Raw genomic sequence first — 728 nt, 5'->3', positions numbered from 1 at the left:
ATGAACTCAGATTTATCAAAGCTTATCGGCGCAACCTCCAACGCGAGGTTGAGGCTAAGATTACTCGCGGTCTCTCACTTTATCGATGGTAAAAATCGAACTGAAATCGCGTCATTTCTTAAAGTCAGTCGTCTCAGTGTGAATAAATGGATCAAGGCCTATCTTGATTTTGGTGTTGAAGGGTTAGTAGAAAAACCTCATACAGGAAGACCTTCCAGACTCACTATTGAGCAAAAAAAACATCTTAAAGAATACGTCACTTCAAATGCAATAAAACCTGAGGGTGGGCGCTTACAAGGGAGTGACATCACACAATTCATCCTTGATGAATTTGATATATCTTACCAGCCATCCGGTGTATACCGCTTACTGCATGAACTTAATTTGAGTTGGATAACGACACGTTCAAAGCACCCAAAACAATCAGAAGAAGCTCAAGAATCTTTTAAAAAAATTCCCAATAGAAACGGTCCTTAAGATCCCTGGGCATATCCACTTAAAAGAAGTGCTTGTTTGGTTTCAAGATGAAGCTAGATTTGGTCAACGCAATACCACAACCAAGATTTGGGCAGAAAAAGGAACTCGACCTAGAGCCGTTCAAAAGCAACAATTTGAGTACGCTTATTTGTTTGGAGCCGTTTGTATCAATACAGGCGAAGCTGAAGCTATTGTTTCACCGTTAAGCAACATGGAAGCAATGACGAAGCATCTTGAATTAATCTCAACGG

General features: G+C 40.4%; 2 protein-coding genes. Both read left to right on the top strand.

Features of this window, described 5'->3' with window-relative positions; translation table 11 throughout:
* Window positions 1-477: IS630 family transposase (locus AACR09_RS01000; protein WP_193835897.1), on the top strand; the 477-nt coding region annotated here is incomplete at its 5' end.
* A gap of 28 nt (window positions 478-505) precedes the next feature.
* Window positions 506-728, top strand: a 223-nt coding sequence (locus tag AACR09_RS00995; protein ID WP_193835896.1) for a transposase, incomplete at its 3' end; no start/stop codon positions are given.

The organism is Vibrio sp. OPT20 (genome assembly GCF_963889365.1).
In the GTDB taxonomy this organism is placed as follows: Bacteria; Pseudomonadota; Gammaproteobacteria; order Enterobacterales; family Vibrionaceae; genus Vibrio; species Vibrio splendidus.
This window is presented reverse-complemented; position numbering and strand designations above follow the sequence as displayed.